This is a genomic window from Kosakonia quasisacchari (assembly GCF_004331415.1).
Classification (GTDB): Bacteria; Pseudomonadota; Gammaproteobacteria; order Enterobacterales; family Enterobacteriaceae; genus Kosakonia; species Kosakonia quasisacchari.
Window position 1 is genome coordinate 1 of record NZ_SJOP01000030.1, and the last position, 17385, is coordinate 17385.

At 52.5% G+C, this 17385-nt stretch carries 17 protein-coding genes; 9 read left to right on the forward strand and 8 right to left on the reverse strand.

From position 1 onward, the window contains the following. Positions 1-299: 299 nt before the first annotated feature. From E0L21_RS22645 to E0L21_RS22655, 3 genes are read right to left on the reverse strand one after another with little or no spacing between them, the layout of a single operon-like run. Positions 300-725, reverse strand: a complete 426-nt coding sequence (locus E0L21_RS22645; RefSeq protein ID WP_235855281.1) for a hypothetical protein — start codon at positions 723-725, stop codon at positions 300-302. Between the two features lie 60 nt (positions 726-785). Next, on the reverse strand, positions 786-2174 hold the full coding sequence (locus tag E0L21_RS22650) for a sensor histidine kinase (RefSeq protein WP_131413484.1): 1389 nt from the start codon (positions 2172-2174) through the stop codon (positions 786-788). Continuing rightward, positions 2174-2851 (reverse strand): response regulator transcription factor, encoded by a 678-nt coding sequence (locus E0L21_RS22655; protein WP_131413486.1) that lies wholly within the window; start codon positions 2849-2851, stop codon positions 2174-2176. The genes E0L21_RS22650 and E0L21_RS22655 overlap by 1 nt, the downstream gene beginning before the upstream one ends. A 206-nt stretch (positions 2852-3057) precedes the next feature. On the opposite strand from E0L21_RS22655, the gene E0L21_RS22660 reads away from it, so the two are divergent. After that, positions 3058-3894, forward strand: coding sequence for a MipA/OmpV family protein (locus E0L21_RS22660; protein WP_131413488.1), 837 nt, complete (start codon positions 3058-3060; stop codon positions 3892-3894). Between the two features lie 191 nt (positions 3895-4085). On the opposite strand, the gene E0L21_RS22665 is transcribed toward E0L21_RS22660, so the two are convergent. Beyond that, positions 4086-4955 carry a LysR family transcriptional regulator gene (locus E0L21_RS22665; protein ID WP_131413490.1) on the reverse strand — a complete coding sequence of 290 codons (870 nt, stop codon included), beginning with the start codon at positions 4953-4955 and terminating at the stop codon, positions 4086-4088. Positions 4956-5084: 129 nt separating this feature from the next. Between E0L21_RS22665 and E0L21_RS22670 the strand changes: the two genes are divergently transcribed. Further along, the gene (locus tag E0L21_RS22670; protein WP_131413492.1) at positions 5085-5831 is read left to right on the forward strand and encodes a glucose 1-dehydrogenase; all 747 of its coding nucleotides are present in this window, start codon (positions 5085-5087) and stop codon (positions 5829-5831) included. 95 nt (positions 5832-5926) lie between these two features. Then, positions 5927-7384 (forward strand): MFS transporter, encoded by a 1458-nt coding sequence (locus E0L21_RS22675; protein ID WP_131413494.1) that lies wholly within the window; start codon positions 5927-5929, stop codon positions 7382-7384. A 426-nt stretch (positions 7385-7810) separates the two neighbouring features. Here E0L21_RS22675 and E0L21_RS22680 read toward each other — a convergent pair whose 3' ends face one another. Beyond that, the gene (locus E0L21_RS22680) at positions 7811-8581 is read right to left on the reverse strand and encodes an SDR family oxidoreductase (RefSeq protein ID WP_131413496.1); all 771 of its coding nucleotides are present in this window, start codon (positions 8579-8581) and stop codon (positions 7811-7813) included. A gap of 94 nt (positions 8582-8675) precedes the next feature. Between E0L21_RS22680 and E0L21_RS22685 the strand changes: the two genes are divergently transcribed. Continuing rightward, positions 8676-9620, forward strand: coding sequence for an AraC family transcriptional regulator (locus E0L21_RS22685; RefSeq protein WP_131413498.1), 945 nt, complete (start codon positions 8676-8678; stop codon positions 9618-9620). A 29-nt stretch (positions 9621-9649) separates the two neighbouring features. Here E0L21_RS22685 and E0L21_RS22690 read toward each other — a convergent pair whose 3' ends face one another. Beyond that, a complete protein-coding gene (locus E0L21_RS22690) occupies positions 9650-10516 on the reverse strand; it encodes an SDR family oxidoreductase (protein WP_131413500.1) in 867 nt (288 codons plus the stop codon). 107 nt (positions 10517-10623) lie between these two features. On the opposite strand from E0L21_RS22690, the gene E0L21_RS22695 reads away from it, so the two are divergent. The 4 genes from E0L21_RS22695 to E0L21_RS22710 all read left to right on the forward strand — a co-directional run bounded on the left by E0L21_RS22695 (position 10624) and on the right by E0L21_RS22710 (position 13595). Continuing rightward, positions 10624-11499: a LysR family transcriptional regulator gene (locus tag E0L21_RS22695; RefSeq protein ID WP_131413502.1), complete on the forward strand. Its 876-nt coding sequence runs from the start codon at positions 10624-10626 to the stop codon at positions 11497-11499. Positions 11500-11748: 249 nt separating this feature from the next. Further along, the gene (locus E0L21_RS22700; RefSeq protein ID WP_131413504.1) at positions 11749-12153 is read left to right on the forward strand and encodes a GNAT family N-acetyltransferase; all 405 of its coding nucleotides are present in this window, start codon (positions 11749-11751) and stop codon (positions 12151-12153) included. A 275-nt stretch (positions 12154-12428) separates the two neighbouring features. Further along, positions 12429-12932, forward strand: a complete 504-nt coding sequence (locus E0L21_RS22705; RefSeq protein ID WP_131413506.1) for a DUF1003 domain-containing protein — start codon at positions 12429-12431, stop codon at positions 12930-12932. A gap of 225 nt (positions 12933-13157) precedes the next feature. Further along, positions 13158-13595 carry a VOC family protein gene (locus E0L21_RS22710; RefSeq protein WP_074773214.1) on the forward strand — a complete coding sequence of 146 codons (438 nt, stop codon included), beginning with the start codon at positions 13158-13160 and terminating at the stop codon, positions 13593-13595. Between the two features lie 374 nt (positions 13596-13969). Here E0L21_RS22710 and E0L21_RS22715 read toward each other — a convergent pair whose 3' ends face one another. Further along, complete coding sequence (locus E0L21_RS22715) at positions 13970-14383, reverse strand: VOC family protein (protein ID WP_131413508.1); 414 nt, start codon at positions 14381-14383, stop codon at positions 13970-13972. A 1263-nt stretch (positions 14384-15646) separates the two neighbouring features. Here E0L21_RS22715 and E0L21_RS22725 point away from each other — a divergent pair. Continuing rightward, positions 15647-16552: an NADP-dependent oxidoreductase gene (locus tag E0L21_RS22725; protein ID WP_131413547.1), complete on the forward strand. Its 906-nt coding sequence runs from the start codon at positions 15647-15649 to the stop codon at positions 16550-16552. 267 nt (positions 16553-16819) lie between these two features. Here the strand turns inward: E0L21_RS22725 and E0L21_RS22730 are convergent, their stop codons facing one another. Continuing rightward, the gene (locus E0L21_RS22730; protein WP_131413510.1) at positions 16820-17308 is read right to left on the reverse strand and encodes a MarR family winged helix-turn-helix transcriptional regulator; all 489 of its coding nucleotides are present in this window, start codon (positions 17306-17308) and stop codon (positions 16820-16822) included. Positions 17309-17385 lie beyond the last annotated feature (77 nt).

Sequence of the window (17385 nt, forward strand, 5' to 3'; positions counted from 1 at the left end):
AGAGCTGACATTTCTAACAGCATTCCGTGTGAATCAACGGGGAGCTGGTCAGCAGTCCAACGCTACCTGAACTCGCTTACTGAATTCGAGGCGTTGGTATAGGGTCTTTAATATCCGCTCCTTGCACGAAAGAATCGGCCGGGAGCAGGCATCTCCGCTCAGCGCGAAAAACGGAGGTTCGCAGTGGTTCTCCCCTCTGGTGAAGGCATTATTCAAATTGCGGTGTGGTAATCAATGTGGCACAAGCCATATAACCAGAGATGCTTCGCGATCGTGCTGAGTTATACGTGAGTGCCGTGCTAGCACGTTTTATCGCCGCCAGCCCAGCGCTTGATATCACTTATCTTTGGCGACCGGATGCCCGCGCTCAAGAGGTTTTTGGTTGTGTACAGGCTGACCTGCGCTTTGTCGCCATCATGGTTTTCTATCTCAATTAGCGTGTTGTTAATCAATAACCCTTGAGAAAGGAGCTTTTGATTGATCTCACCTTTTTTGCGCTCGCTGTCAAACTCGCTTAATACAATCACCGGATTGCCTGAATATGCCTCATATTCGAGGCACTGCCTTGCCATGTGCCTTATGGTTCGATAGGTATCAGAAGGCCCTGTCTTGCTCGTGAAACTGCCGTCAAAAGAGGATTGGCTGCTTTTTAGTTCGCTGACGGTAATAGCGCACCCGCTGAGTGATAGCGAAAACAATAGGCTTGCCAGGGCAACGTATTTCAATTTTTACTCCATTGTTCAGGTAGATGCCCTCCGCTGGGACGGAATCAACGTTGTGTTTTTTCAGGCGGGCTTGTGATTTGGGAAATCAACCGTAACCATCAGCCCACCTTCTGCAGACGTACTGAGGCTTACGCTGCTGTTGTGTTGCTGCGCAACCGCTTTGACGATGGCAAGTCCCAGCCCACTCCCGCTTTGCATCTGATTGGGATCGCGAAAAAATCTATCGAACACGCGCTCCCTCAATTCAACGGGAATGCCGGGCCCGGCATCTGAGACACGTAGCTGAGTGGACTTATCTAAGGATCGTAAATCCACCTCAACCCGCCCGCCTTCAGGACTGTACTTCACGGCATTTTCAATTACGTTATCGATAAGCGACATCAGGCGTTCCCTGACACCGGTTATCCAGATTTCATCATCAGAGTAGAATTCAAGCTCAACCCTGCGCTCCGCAGCGAGCGGCACCAGGCCAGCCATTCGCTCTTGTATAAGCGTCGTCAGCGGCACAGGCTCCATAACCGTGTCAATGCGCGCTTCGCTGTGCATCATCAGCAGCAACTGATTGACGAGCCGAGCCGCCCGGCTATTGCTGCGAATAATCCCGGCAAGCAACTCTTTTTGGCTATCGCTGCTTACGTAGGACTGCAAAGCCTCAACATTGATTCGCATTGCAGCCAGCGGGGTTCGCAACTCGTGAGCGGCATCGGCAATGAAAACGCGCTCCCGTTCAGTGCTTTCTCGCACCCTGGCAAGAAATCCATTTACAGCATCCACCATTTGGCGAAGCTCCCTATGTTTTGGCACGGCTTTTAAGGGCGAGAGATCGTCCGGTGTGCGTAAGGAAACTTCATTGACCACCTTATTCCAGGGGCGCATTGCAATGCGGATTGACAGCCACGCAGGAAACAAAAGAAAAGGAATGCATACCAGCAGCGGCATGACGTAGTAGCCACGCGAGTTCAGGTAGATAAAGAAGTTCCAGCCTCCGGCAGGTGTAACAAGTGTGACCTCTGTGTCAGAGTTCCCGGACTTGAGCGTACGGCAGGTCCAGGCGCGACCGTCACGCTGAATACGCTCAATTTTCCCGTATCTGGTGTTGGTCACCCCGACTGGCGCGCCATCGGATGCATAAATTATTTCTTTATTCTTGCGCACGATGAGGCTGATTGAGAGTTCGGGATCTTCACCTCCGCCATAATCTTCCCGCACCGCCCTACTGAGCGCAGCCAGCACATGAGTTCGATCCTGTGGGCGATCGCCCATACTCTCAACCACTGTAAAAATGGTTTCGTAAGTCTTGTTGCCCGTTAATATCGGGGGGCTACGCAAGTCCTCCCACAAAACGAAGGTCAGAAAAAGACACCAGAGCAGTGTGAGCAGTAGCATTTGGGCTACCATAATTCGCCGTACGAACGTTGGGGTTCTCAGGTGGCGCCAAAAATTTCGCATCAACCTGCCCCCTTATGAATGGGTACGGTATCAATGACATACCCAACGCCCCTCACCGTTCGCACATAGCCGTCGCCGATTTTGCGACGCAAATTCCCCATATGCACATCGAGCGCATTACTCATATTTTCTTTTGCGCCGAAGATCCTTTCTTCCAGAAAACTGCGTGTCAGCACGCGGTCAGTACGCAACATCAACGTTTCAAGCAGCGCGTATTCACTTGCTGTCAAATCAACATGCCGTGCATTCACTGTCACGCGTCGCGTCGGCACATGAAGCGATAATCCGCGAAGTTCTATCGCCTCATTCTGAAAACCGTAACTGCGTCGCGCAAGCGCTCTCACTCTGGCCAACAACTCGGCAAGAACAAAAGGTTTGACCAGATAGTCGTCTGCACCGGCGTCCAGGCCAGAGAGGCGATCTTGCAGTGTACCTCTCGCCGTCAGGATGATGACGGGGATGCCCTTGAGCTGCTGACGCAAACCCGCCATCAGACTCATGCCATCGCCGTCGGGCAAGCCGAGGTCGAGCAACACCAGTTCAGGCACGCAGGCATCGAGTTGATGCAGCGCATCCTCTTTGCGGCGAACCCATATAACATCAAACCCTTGATCTGCAAGGGCAATACGCACGCCGTTGCCGAGATCCAGGTCGTCTTCGATTAGGAGAATTTTCACAATGGTTACGGTATCAACAGTGAATGAAGAACGTCTGAAGAAAAAAACGGTATCAGGAAATCTACCAGCTTTGCAGCGCCTGTACTTGCTTCACTCTTTCTTCATTTTTGGCTCATGAGAACTTTAGGGGGCGCATGCAAAATGAGCGTTCTGGCGTTTAACACCCGCTTGTATCGTAATCATTTGAATCCACAAGGACTTCTTTAATGAGAAACATCAAACTGCGTCATAAGTTCCCCCTTTCACTTTCGGGGCGCAGCCTGAAAAAAATGTTGCCGGGCGCGGTCCTGGCGTTACTGGCCACCCCGATACTGGCGGCAGAACAGGATCCGGGCAACGCGTTGACCCTCGGCGGCGGTGCGAATGTTACGCCACGCTATTCTGGTGCGGATAAAAGCCGCGTCACAACTGCCCTGGTGCTCGATTACACGATGGCAAATGGTTTCTTTGTTAGCACCACGCGGGGCATCGGTTACGGCAATAACATCGGCAAGTTCGATTACAACGCGGCACTGAGTTATCGCGCAGGCCGTAAAGATCGCGACGTGGACAGCGATTCGATCAGCGACGGCAGCGACTATTTGCGCGGTATGGGCGACATCAAAGGTTCGGCTCTCGGTGTGTTTGGCCTGGGGTACAGCGTGACCGACTGGCTTAATTTGCAATTGCAGGCTGAGGTGCCGGTTTCGGAGCGAAGCAATGGCGCAGCCCTGCATTTCGGCATTAATAGCCCGCTCTATACCTCATCGAACAATTCCGTGACGCTGGCGCTGACCGGCAGTTGGGGAACTGACAAGTATATGCAGACTTACTACGGGGTCAGTGCATCCCAGTCGGCCGCATCGGGGTTTACGCGATATGACGCCGGAGCGGGAATTTATGCCTGGTCAACGAATCTTAACTGGACACATAAGTTCAACCAGGACTGGAGCGTGGTTGCCGCAGCGGGCGTTACGCAGTTAACGGGTGATGCGCGCAATAGCCCGATTGTGCAACGAAAAACATCGCCCACGGGAAGCCTGCTGGTGACATATCGTTTCTGATCGCTGTTCGACGTGTGCTTCCCGCCAGCTTATGGCTACGCACGGCCAATAAATATCCATTCGCTCCGCCCCGGTTCAGATGACGGGGCTGTACGCAACACATTGAAGATCCGAACGTTTCTATCCCTGCCAACGTATCAGGGATAAAATCCGCAGGCACAACAGCAGAAGCGGACGAGTGGCGAACAGATTCACGTTGCTGGCGTCGCGGGATCCGCCAGCAACGCATCGGCGATATCCAGCATGACCCGCAGGCGATCCATATGCCGCAGATCATAGTGATACCCCACCCAGATATCTTTCGACGGCGGCGGCTCCGGCATGCGAATGCTTTGTAATCCGGAGATGGCATCGCCAAGAGGCCGCGGCAGCACGGCAATCCCCATTCCCCGCTGGCACATCTGCGCCTGAACGGCCCGGCTGGTGCTGGTGAACACACGTCGCGACTGCGGAAATCTGTCGAGCAGCCAGGCAACGTCAGAAAAGTGGGATTGTGCCGTATTCATCAGAATAAGCCCCACTGCCGCCGGGTTGTGCTGCGCGAGATGCGCGGTTTCCGGCGTTCCATACAGCGCATAGGGAATACTCATCAGGCGACGCTGGACAATATCCGGTTCGGTAAAGGGAACGATGCGAAATGCCATATCGGCATCACGGCGCGACAGATTAAGTAAACGGTAGCTGGCGATAACTTCCGGCACAATCGACGGATGACGGCGCGTCAGTTCGACCAGCACAGGTGCCAGAACATAGTTAGCAAACCACTCGGCTGACGATATCCGCAATATCCCTTCTAGTCGTTCGTGATTACCTGCCAGGCGCCGTTCCATCGCCAGCGCGGAGTTCTCCATCGCTTCTGCCAGCGTCATAACCCTGTCGCCGGCATCCGTCAGCACCAGACCATCCCTTGTCCGGCGAAATAACGCCTGCTGCGCCTCATCCTCAAGCGCCTTTATCCTGCGCCCAACCGTCGGATGGCTCACGCCAAGGCTTCGGGCAGCCTCGCCGAAAGAGCCCTTACGCATGACTGCAAGAAATACCCGGACGTCGCTCCACTCCATGCCATTGTCTCACCGTTCAAAAATGAACATCGAATATACAAAAGTGTCAGTTCCAAAACAATTATGTAGATATCACCATAGCCTCCTCAACCCAACCGCCCCGCGCGGCGATATCAGGAAGCTGAAAAGATGAATAAATTAAAAGACAAAGTTGCCATTGTGACCGGTGGCTCCAGCGGTATCGGAGCTGGCATTGCCCGCCAGTTGGCGGCTGACGGCGCGAAAGTCATCGTCAATTATGCTTCAGGCAGAAGCGGCGCCGATAAGGTCGTTGCCGATATTGAAGCCGCCGGTGGGCAGGCCGTGGCGGTCGCGGCGGATGTCACCAACCAGGCAGAGGTCGAGGCGCTGGTCAACGCGGCCATCGACAATTTTGGGCGTCTGGACATTATGGTGAATAACGCCGGTATTTATCAGTTCGCCAGTATTGAAGAGAGCACCGAAGCGCTCTACCGCAGGCAGTTCGACATCAATGTTCTGGGCCCGCTGTTGCTGACTGGCGCAGCCGTGCCACACCTCAGTAAAGGCAGCAGCATCATCAACATCAGTTCGTTCGTCACCCGCGTTTTTATTGCCGAAAGCGCCGTCTACAGCGGTACCAAGGGCGCAATTGACGCCATCACCGGCGTACTCTCGCGCGAGCTTGGCCCGCAGGGAATTCGCGTCAACGCGGTTAACCCCGGCCTGATCGAAACAGAAGGCAGTCATAGTGCGGGCGCGATGAACTCGGACTTCCAGAGATGGAATGAACAGCAGACGCCACTCGGTCGCATCGGTCAGGTGCAGGATGTTGCCCCGATCGTCTCATTTCTCGCATCAGACGACGCGGGATGGGTCACCGGTGAGGTGATTCTGGCCTCTGGCGGCATGCGCTGACCTCTCCCCACTCACCCAAACAGGTTAACAGCACATTTTTTGCCATAACAAAACGTCTCTTACCGGGGACGGAACCGCTACCGATGGAGTGTTCTATGTCGGCACATAGCCTCACGCAAGCCGAGCCGCGTCGCTGGGCAATGTTTGTCATTTTACTGGTCGGCGCATTCTTGCCACCGCTCGATTTTTTTATCGTCAATGTTGCGCTGCCTGCTATTCAGAGCGAGCTGGGCGCCTCTTTCTCCGCTGAACAACTGGTCATTTCATCCTATGCTGGCGTGTATGCGGTGACATTAATTACCGGCGGCCGCCTGGGCGATATTTATGGTCGTGGGAAGATGTTTTTTCTTGGGCTTCTCGGTTTTGCGGCTGCATCGCTGCTGTGCGGTGTAGCCTGGTCACCGTGGGTACTGATTACTGGACGCATGTTACAGGGTGTCACGGCCGCCATTATGGCGCCCCAGGCACTGGCTTCCGTGCAGGCCATTTTTCCGGAAGCAGAGAAACCGTTAGCACTGAGTATCTATGGCGCTGTGTTTGGCCTGGCCTCCGTTATCGGCCAGGTATTGGGTGGCATCCTGATTTCAGCGGACCTGTTTCAACTGGGATGGCGGGCTATTTTTCTCGTTAACCTGCCGGTGGCGCTACTGGTCATTCTCTTTGGCTTGCCGTTGCTGAAAGAAACGCGGGCACAATCTGCACAGCGCCTCGACCCCGTTGGCATGCTGCTGGCAACCCTCACGCTGAGTACGCTGATTGTGCCGTTGATTGAGGGCCATGATGCAGGATGGCCCTGGTGGACGTGGCTGTCATTGCTTGCTTTCCCACTGCTGAGCGCGTTGTTATGGCGTTATGAACGTCACCTTAGCTGGAATGGCGGTTCGCCGCTGCTTGATCCGGGCGTGTTACGCGCGCCGGGGTTGGGCCAGGGGCTGGCGATCGTGTTGCTGTTTTATTCCATCGCCGCCTTCTTTCTGTTGTTTTCTGTGTATCTGCAAGGTGCGTTGCATGTAAACGCCCTGAGCGCAGGCCTGCTTTTTCTGCCCTTTGGCGTCGGCTTTCTGATAGGGCCGTTGCTGACGCCTTATCTGCGGCGTTTTGTCGGTAATTACCTGAGCGCAATCGGGATGGGATGCGAGACCGCGGGGTTAGCAGGCCTGGCATGGTTAATTGCCAATACGCTGACGGGCAGCGCGCCTGCCATGCTGCCGCTCGCCGTACTGCTATTTGTGACCGGTCTTGGCCAGGGGCTGGCGATGCCAACGCTGGTGCGGATGGTAACCGGCCGCGTTGCGCCGGAGTTTTCAGGCATGATTGCCGGCGTGACCAGCTCGGCATTACAAATCAGCACGGCGCTGAGCGTCGCTGTCATCGGCGGCATTTTTTACAGCATGCTGGGTAACGGTAAAAGCAGCGAAAATATCACCCATGCCTTTATCGTCGCACTGCTGGCGATGGCGGTATGCCTCGCCACGGGTGCCGGGCTCAGTATCCGGTTTATCCGGCGATCCGGCGGCCTGTCTTCAGCGCCGGCCAGCCTTTCCCTCAAGTAACATAACCAACATCAATCGGCTGAGCGAGTTGCTGCCGGATTCGCCAGCCCGCTGAAAATCCGTTATTTCCCACGGCCACTCTTGTTACGCGCCGCGCAACCTCTGTGGAAAAATCCGCGTAATCTCGATTCGCTGTATCATCGGCTGGAACAGCGATTCCCCGACAGCACCGGAACCTCATCATAAAAGGTCACATCGCCAGACGCTGGCCCAGCGTAAAAAGGATCACGGGGTCAAAATTAAAGGCTTTTTTAAAATTTGGTGCAGGCCACTGCCCCGGTAATGGTCGCTGCCACACAAAACATCCTGGTCATCTTGATTCGCAGCAAAGAAGTGGAAAACGGGAGCCAGCGTGATTTGCGAAAACAGAGAGGGGAATATCCCCTCTTTGACCTTCTTTGCGACTCCCGTTTTCGTTCGGCGTAATTAGTAAGAGAAAGGTGAACGATGCTGCGCCTCTTTCAGCATCATTTGGGCATCTTCACCCGCGGCAGTGTAGAGCGGCGCATCGGGATTTTGAGCAACAGCGAAGATGGCATTCGCAACATCCTCAGCATAGGTCACGGGTGAGTTGCTCTCTCCCACTCTCTGGATAAATTCCCTCACCATTTGCCCATAGGCGGGATCGTCGATGCCTGCAAAATGCGCTCGTGCATTCTCGCCGAACTTCGTTTCCGGGGAGCGCCCCGGTAACACCACGTGAACACGAATACCAAAAGGCCTGGTTTCAATGGCGAGCGACTCGCTCCACGCATTCAGCGCCGCTTTACTGGCGCGATAAAGGCCAATCAGCGGCATCGCCTGAGTCGTCACTGATGAAGAAACATTAATGATGACCCCTGATTGCTTCTCTCTCATCAGCGGCAAAAACGCCTGGGTTAATGACAACGTACCCAGCACATTGGTGTTCATTAACTGCTGCGCGGTGGCAAGCGGCGTAAGTTCGACCGGTACAGGTGCGCCAAAACCCGCGTTATTCACCAAAACATCAATCGCGCCCGCCGCTTTCACGACTGTGTTAATACTCTGCGCAGAAGTAATATCGAGCGGCAAAATCGTCAGTTTGTCGCTTGCAGGCAAACCTGTCGGGTCAGGCGTTCTCATCGTGGCAATCACTTCCCAACCCTGCTGTAAAAAAAGTTTTGCTGCGGCAAGGCCAAAACCTGAAGAGCAACCGGTAATCAGTACAGTAGGCATATGTGATCCTCTTTGGTGGCAAGAGCGGTGATCATAGCGACCACCAGCAGGACAATATATAATCAAAAGTCCCGTAAACTTTAGAGAAAGTCCAATGTCAGATCCGTTGACCGATATTGTTGCCCTGCTCAACCCCAAGCCATCGCATTCAAAACTCGTTGAAGGGAGCGGGCAGTGGCATATTGTTCGGGAGTCTGGCGGGGAGGCCTTTTACTGCGCCGTGCTGGAAGGCGAATGCGTGATCAACGTTAACGGCAAAGGCCCAACGTTGCTTGTTGCCGGTGATTTTATTCTGATACCCGCAACTTACTCTTTCGAGAACACCAACGCGGGCAGACCTGTCCCAACTGAAATTACAACGCCAACGATTATCAGCGAAGGGTATGTGAGAATTGGCGCAACAAACGGGCCAGCCGATCTGGTCATGTATGTCGGCCACTGTGAATTCGATACACCGGATAAGCAACTCATCGTCTCTTTATTGCCAAACGAGATCCTGATTAAAGGGCAACGTCGTTTCGCCACGTTGCTTGAACTCCTGCTGGATGAAAGCCGGGCCAGACGGCCAGGCCGTGATGGGGTATTAATGCGTCTTTTACAGTTGCTGCTGGTAGAGTCGTTACGCAGTAATCATGATCTGCCGAAAACGGCTGGCATCCTGAAAGGGCTGCAACATGAAAAGATCGCCGTCGCGCTGCATCTTATCCATGAAAAACCGGGCGTTGAGTGGCCAATAGCGCAGCTCGCCCGCCACGCCGCCATGTCCCGCTCCGCTTTTTTTGCTGCTTTCAATGAGACCGTCGGCATGCCGCCAGGGCAATATCTTCTCTTCTGGCGCATGTCGTTAGCGAAAAAATCGCTGGTGAGCAGCAAAGAGAAAATCGAACAAATTGCCTTTCACGTCGGCTATCAGTCAGCGAGCGCCTTTAACGTGGCCTTCACGCAATATGTCGGCGTTCCACCGGGCGTTTTCAGGCGCCAGAATGGGATCGCTCAACCACCTTCCCCTACGCTGAGCGAAAGGCGGGCTTTTCCCTAAGCCAACGCCCGCGTGTGAGAAGGTGCATTTTATTGCGCGGCAAGTGCCGTCACGACGTCGCGGTAAGTATGTAGCGGGCGGCCAAGAAGCGTGACCAGCCGCTCTCTGTCTCCGTCCTTCGGCAACATGCCATGGCTGACGTAGCGCTCAGCCATCAGACGCATTTCGTAAGCCATCCATTTCGGCATAAATTCCGCCATGCTTGCTTCGAACGCATCCGGGTTGTCACCGCCGTAGATAATCTCGCGGCCCAGCACCTCGCTCCATACAGCGGCAGCACCCTCCCCCGTCAGCGTATCGGGGCCAACGAGATTAATCGTCTCGACAGGCAGTTTTCCGCTCGCGCGATCGCGCCGTAGCAGTTCAATGGCCGCCACCTCGGCGATATCGCGGGTGTCTACCATCGCCAACCCAATACCGCCGATCGGCATCGGATAAATACCGTGATTCATGACCACATCCTTAATCATGGCCTCATTGTCGATAAAGTAGGTTGGCCGCAGAATGGTGGCGCTAAAGTCCATCTCTTTAAGCATGCGCTCGGCCCCATATTTTACGGCGAAGTGCGGCACATTGACGGAAACATCGGCGTCAAAGACGGAGAGGTAAACCACGCGCTCAACGCCGCACTCGCGGGCAATGTTGAGGGTAATAATCGTCTGGGTATATTCGTCACCCGCGACCGCATTCAGTAAAAACAGCGTCTTGATGCCCCTGAAAGCGGCGCGCAAGGCGTCGATATCCAGCATATCGCCTTTAACAACCTCTACATTGTCGGCAAAGCCAGCCTTTGTCGGATCACGAGTCAAAACGCGGAAATCGGCACCGCGTCGAAGAAGTTGGTTAACAATATTGCGGCCGACGCGGCCGGTTGCTCCGGTGATCAGCATGGTCATGGTATTTACTCCGTGGTGTTTGATTGGTGTGAACAAACACTATCGCGATCCATTTTTGCTTTGAAGATGCTATTTTTTAGATAGTTTGTTCCATAAATGAGACACCTATGGATATTAATGCGCTTAAAGATTTCCATCTCATCGCGGCCTCGGGCGGGATCGGCGCGGCCAGTCGCGCCAGCGGAAAACCGAAGGCCACCCTTTCGCGCAGGCTGACTGAGCTTGAAGAGGCACTCGGTGTACGTCTTATTGAGCGCGGCGGTCAGCGGTTGCAAATCACAGAGGCGGGTGAACGTCTTTTGTCACGCACCGTCGGCGCAATACGTGACATTGATGAAGCCGCCGAAGCAGCGCGGGAAGATTCGGCAAATCCCTCGGGATGGCTGCGTATTGCGGCCCCACTGCTTTTTTCGCAGTTGGCTCTCGGGCGGCTTTTGACCGAATTTCGCCGCCGCTATCCTCACATTTACGTTGAAGTGATTTCTGAAAACCGGATGAGTGACCTGGTGGATGAGCATTTTGATGTCGCGATCCGTATTAACCCGCACAAAAACAGCGCGCTGGTTGGCAGACGATTTGCCAGGGATAAACAGGTTCTGGTGGCGGTTCCCGCTTTTAAGATGCCGGTCGGCGATGCGCAAAGTGCGACTGAAATTCCAGCGATCGTGATGTCAACCTATTCGGACGGAGAGGTCTGGACCGTTCAGAGCGGGCAGCGTCGCTTCGCGCCACAGCCCGTGATGCGCCTCTCTTCCCTTCTGACCGTGCGGGATGCCACCCTGGCGGGTGCCGGAGCAGCGATGCTTCCACACTCCATTGTCAGCCAACAGCTGGAAAAAGGTGAACTTGTGTGCTGGGGAGAAGCCGATACATTGACTGAACTCTGGGTGCTGCACACCTCCCGTCGGCTTCAGAGCCCCAAAGTTACGGTTTTCGTGGCGTTCATCTGCGAGCAATATCCCGCTGGCTGGTTCTCTGTCTGAACCGGTCGGCTGAGGTATTAACGGGAGCTGTATGTTGTTAAGCAAAAATTTTATGTCACTTTGAGCACTGCATATTGATGATGTCATTCTTGATTGCCTAACCACGTGGCCCATTCTCACTCTGTAATACACGGGTGGCCTGGCATCTGATGAGAGAGTGCTATTCTGCGTAAAAAACCACCGACGCTATGCGAGGTTACTTTGCCCTTAAATCTACATATCCGCCCTGCTATTGCTGATGAGGCGCCAATGCTGGCTGAACTCCGCGTTGACGCCATGCGCCCGAGTCTTGAGGCGATCAACAGATTCGATCCCATCAGAGCACGCGAACGCTTCCTTGCGACATTTACGGATAAAGAGACATTCATTCTCTGTTGGCAAGATGAGATCGTTGGATTTTACGTGCTACGGGATTTCCCAACGTACCTCTATCTGGATCACTTCTATATCAACAATAAATTTCAGGGTAAGGGCGTGGGAAAAGATGTTGTAAAACGCATACAGCAAAAAGCCACACACCTTGGTAAAGCTATCCGTCTCATCGCGTTGAAAGAGAGCCCGGCGAATGATTTCTACCTCGCTTTAGGATTCATTTTTGAGCGAGTTGAAGGCGTTGACAATCACTATATGTGGGCCTGTGTTAACGCTGAGTGAAGTGCATAGGGGCTAAGAGCGAAAAGCGGATGTTGGCACTTTATCCCACAGTTGATGGCGCGTGATAACCAATGGTAAGCAGGTCATTCCGGACGAGTTTGCTAGCCAAGAACCTTCATAGTGACTGGACGGCGTCACTGGGTTGATATGCTTTGTACAGTCGCTTTAGCCAACGTATAACATACGTAAAGTATGCTTTCGTACGATGGGCTTTAGTGCCCAGTGATAAAAAGTTTCGGCGATTCTGGCAACCTCCCCAACAGGAAGTTTTTGATATGCATCCAGATAAAAAATTTCGGTTATATCGCCCCTTGAAAGGTATTACACATACTTTTGGCGACGAGTGGTTTGCGTTGAAAGCAGAAGCCTTCGCACGTTTTTTCGGTACGCCTATATTTCTGATTGGACAGACTATCGCGGTGATCGTGTGGATTGTTCTGAACGTTGCAGGCGCCGTGAAGTTTGACCCCTATCCTTTTATTCTCCTCAACCTTGCGTTCAGTATTCAGGCTGCCTATGCAGCTCCGCTGATCCTGCTGGCACAAACCCGGCAGGCGGAGCGAGATCAGGCACATGCGCTGGCGGATGCACAACACCGCGAAGATCTGGACGACGCAATGACGAAGCGCCAGATACTCGCAGAGGAGCAGTCGGCACAACTGCTGGAATTGCTAAAACAAAATACTCAGTTGACCGAACTGACCCGGGAAATGGCAGAGCATATCGAAACACTCGCCTTACAGCTTGCGCAGCGTGAGCTTCACAAACAACAGCAGTAAATATCTCGTGGTGGCGGGTTTCCACCGTCAGATCTGCTGGTAGACATCGGTAGTGATGTCAGCGATCCGGTCACGTCTTGAAAATAATGAAAAGGGCCCACTAAGCCTGATTCTTGTGCAGGGTTGGCGGGCCGCGTTGAGCGAAGAGCGGACATTCGCAGTTTTTCTATGATAGATACAGACTTGTAACGTAGTCGCGTTTAATCAACAGGAGCTGGCAATCTCATGATCTTAAGTGCTAATCACGTCGGTTTTTCAGTTAAAGATATTGAAGACTCATTATTCTTCTGGACTCACATTCTCGGAGGAAAGTTATTACGCGAAGGAAAAATGTCTGGACCTATTATTGATGAAGTAACAGGCGCAAGGGGAGCTGATGTACGAATGGCTTTGCTTGAACTGGCTGGCATTAAGATTGAATTACTGCAATACAATAACATTGAACAGCCTGAAGAGCCTTCAGCCCCCTACATCCCAGGCTACGCTCACCTTGCGTTTATGGTCGAGAATCTTGATACGCTCTTGAGCAAAATATCGGACTATGGCTGGAAGACGCCAGGGAGACCTCAGACAGTCTTGTCAGGACCCATGCAGGGAACAAGAGTAATATATGTACAAAGCCCCGATGGGCAGACGCTTGAATTGATGGAAGGCAAGCAATGAAGCACATACGTTATGACCTGTTACCTTCTTATTGAACAGTGATGTTTGCGAAGTCCGCTTCTGGCACGGAACTGCCTGACTGGCTGTCCCTAAAGGGCAGTTATGAGCGAGGAACGGCAGTTCGCATTTGTCATAACCGCAGGGATATAGGACTAACATTGACGTGTGATAATCAACCAGGAGCAGGTCAACTGGAACGCTGAATACAGTTCATCAAAATCGACCGCAAACGCTGAACGAGTATTGAAGCCGGGCATGGTGCTCACGCTGTTTTCAAATGAAGATCCATATTCGCGCTTCCTGTGCCCCAAATATGCCCGGCGCCTCTGGCAACCTGAATTCCCGACCATTCAAGCGTAATCATTGAGCGGCGCTCATCCTGGTTGGTGACATGCTGCCTCAATGTTATTGCCTTCTAAATCAATGACAAAGGCACCATAATAGTTTGGATGATAGTCTGGGTGGAGGCCTGGGGCACCATTGTCTTTTCCTCCAGCGGCGAGTGCTGCGAGGTAAAAAGCATCCACTTGTGCACGAGTTTCTGCCCGCCATGCAAGGTGGCAACCGGTAGTTGTTGATGGGCCCCCGTATGGCGATGTGCCATCGATGAACCATACATCAGCTTTTTTACCGTCAGGCTCAGAGGAGTCAGGGTAAGCAAATCCCAGTATGTTCATCCCGTAGTTGCCTTCGAAGCATACACTGTAGCCCAATGGCGCAAGTGTCGCGCTGTAAAACGCTTTAGCGCGGCCAATATCAGTCACGCGGAAAGTCATATGATCAAGCATAATGAGTTACTCCTGAGATAGAGTTTGCGTACTACTGGAGAATATAGGCTGTACATATACCAATCTTCCTCTAGTGTAGATTTTTGATTCTTCACCGAACAATGGGATATGTCACTTGAATATGCTGCTGTTGTCAGCATAAATTACACTTCTGCTCTTCCTGACCCCATTTCAATAACGAAGAATGATATAGCTATTAGTAGCTGACCTGACCTGTTCCCCGCTGTTTAATGAAATGCGGACTTAGCAACGTCCGCTTCTGGCACGAAGCGGACGTTGCTAAATCAGTCTGTATGGAGCAACGGGGAGCAAGTCACATACGACAATGCATATTCATCATTACCTTGAATCAGTGAAGTGAAGAAACATTGATTTTATTACATTAATTAGGGCAAAGTCCGGTAGGTCTTTTTAGTGGCCCGCACTCTGTGAAGTTATAGACTTTATAGCCCTTGCTTTTCATGCATGAGTAAATTTTGTCATTTCGTGAAGCTAGCTCCTGAAGTGTTTGATTGCGGTGAATGACGTTTAGCCCCCAATTATTATCATCCAGATTTTCTTTGCGATCGACACCGCAGCTATAGAGAGCTTCCTTGCGTTCGCGAATGTTAGTCCATCCCGTAGAATCTACTTTCTGGAATAACTGAATCCATGTGACATACGTGAAATCAGATGCATCCCCGGGTGTTACCAGACAGCCGGTTAAGTTAACAATGCCAGCCAGTAGGACAATAATACGAAAATGCATATTCATCATTACCATGAGTCTGTGAAGTGAAGGGGCATTGATTTTATTGCATTATTTAGGTAGAGGGTCAATGAAAAGCAATATGCTGGGTATTTGCATGTCCGCTCCTGGCACTCAGCAGTCGGTCCAGCGAATGGCATGTCTGCTCAAAACGAAAAACAGAAGTCAGGATATACCAATGACGCCCTCGACTGACGACGTAAAAAAGCAATAGCCAGGGCACTATTGACAGCCTATTTAAGCCTGAGTAGGCTCAGCGGAATGTCGCGAAAAACGATCATTTCTGATGCTAAATTGATCGCGTACACGTCGATTCTGTTTCCCTACAGTTTGACCAGCGTCTTCGAAATCAACCGCGTTGCAGCCATACAATGGCGGGAGCGCTTATCGCTACTCTTCGGTAGCGGCATGATAAACGGAGCGTAACTGTGTCAAACTCAAGTTCTACCTCGCTTTTATCCGTCAATTCCCTTTCTGTTTTTTCTCATCCTTTGTGCTTAGAGGATCGTAACAAGATGAAGGTGATCCGTTATCACGCTTTCGGTGGACCTGATGAGTTACGCGTTGATGAAATGCCTGTTCCTCACGCCGGGCCTGGGGAGATTCGTATTGCGGTGCATTGTGCTGGGGTGAATCCATCGGACTGGAAACGAAGAGAGGGCCAGTATAAAGCCTTCGAAGATGTTGTGTTTCCACTCACAGTGGGCGTGGAAGCGAGCGGCATTGTTGATGAAATTGGCGATGGCGTTTCCGGCGTTGCCATCGGCGATGCGGTATTTGGTTTTGGCGATGGCACCCTCGCTGAGAAAGCCATCCTCACACACTGGGCGGCCAAACCCGTGGCAGTCTCTTTTGAAGTAGCCGCAGGCTTGCCCGTTATTGTTGATACTGCTACCCGCGCACTTGATGAAGTAAATATAGAAACGGGGCAGACGCTGCTGGTTAGCGGCGCGGCGGGCGGAGTAGGAACGGCTATCGTCCAACTCGCACGCCTGCGCGGCATTATCGTTATTGGCTCAGCAAGTTCCCCTAAACATGACTATCTCGTCTCATTAGGCGCAATTCCAACGACTTACGGTCCCGGTTTAAAGGAACGAATAACGCAGTTAGCGCCGATGGGCGTCGATGCTGCCATTGACGTTGCGGGATCAGGAGTCATTCCTGGATTAATTTCCATCGTCGGAAATCCCGCTCGTGTGCTTTCCGTTGCGGATTTATCAGCAGAGCAATATGGCGCGAAATTTTCCCACGGCCCGCCTGAACAACCGGAAATAGCCCTCGCAAAAATTGCCCGTCTCTGTGCCGGTGGCCTTTTTACACTTCCTATTCAGGGCGTATACCCACTGCAACAGACGGCTGATGCACATCGGGTAAGTGCAGAAGGCCACGTGACCGGCAAACTTGTCATCAAGGTTCGCTGATAATGCAGCTTGATAGAGGCAGTCTGATTATCCTCAGCACAATGGGTTTTGATCTTTCAGGTAGCGGACAGGTGTTCGCTGCCCTCCCCCACCTTTTGCCGGATATGACCGGACTGATCGACATACGCGTTGATACGGTTTGTCTGCGCGCCGGTTCCCGCCGCCCTGAGCCTACGTCCGATCCTGCTTTTCTCTTGTTGGCTCCACAATTCATGACGCCATTCCACGTCGGGGTGACTCCTGCCCGGCGGAGTGATCGCTATTCTTTCAGCCCGGAAATGTCAGCAACAACTGCCTTAATAGCGATTCAAGCTGCGCCCGTTGATCTTTGGACAGGTTGGTCAGTATCGCGTTTTGCGTTGCCGTATGGACGATCAGCGCTTGTTCGATACGCTCTTGCCCGTGAGATGTCAGGCTGACCAGTGTGCTGCGTTTGTCATCTGGATCATTAATTCGCTCAATGAGCCCTTGCTCTTCCAGATGATTAAGGCGATTTGTCATCGCTCCGGAAGTGACCAGCAGCGATCGATACAGTTGCGTTGGAGAAAGACAATAAGGTGCACCGGCGCGGCGCAACGTAGCAAGGACATCAAATTCTCCATCGCGAAAGCCGAACGGCGCCAGAGCCTGGGTGCGCATCTTTCCCAGATGCTTCATCACCCTCAACATTCGGCCAAAAATTTTCATTGAAGAGACATCCAGCTCAGGCATTGCGCTGTCCCACTGGCTGACAACGAAGTCGATATGGTCTTGCATTTTCGTACCTTACATAGGGGTATTTATCGAGTTGTGCGGTCCATCTTACACAAGGAACGCATTTATCTTAATGTTAA